1 pseudogene is annotated in these 353 nt (G+C 70.5%); it reads left to right on the forward strand.

The annotated features are described in order from the left end of the window. Positions 1-337: pseudogene (locus MKK82_RS34455) on the forward strand (DNA translocase FtsK); the annotation flags it as partial. Between the last annotated feature and the right edge of the window lie 16 nt (positions 338-353).

Below are 353 nucleotides of genomic sequence, written 5' to 3' on the forward strand. Positions count from 1 at the left end.
CGCCGCCCCCCGCGGTCCCTCGCAGGCGAGCCTGGTCTCGGCGGATTCCCTGGAACAGAACGCCACGCTGCTCGAGGCGACGCTGGGCGATTTCGGGGTGCGCGGCGACATCCTGGCGGTGCGGCCGGGCCCGGTCGTCACTCTGTACGAACTCGAGCCGGCACCCGGCACCAAGTCAAGACGCGTCATCGCGCTGGCCGACGACATCGCCCGGTCGATGTCGGCGGTCTCGACCCGCGTCGCGGTCGTGCCCGGCCGCAACGCCATCGGCATCGAACTGCCGAACGGCAAGCGCGAGACCGTCTACCTGCGCGAGGTCCTGGCCTCCACGGCTTTCGCGTAGAGTAAGCACA

Source organism: Methylobacterium sp. E-046 (assembly GCF_022829625.1).
GTDB lineage: Bacteria > Pseudomonadota > Alphaproteobacteria > Rhizobiales > Beijerinckiaceae > Methylobacterium > Methylobacterium longum.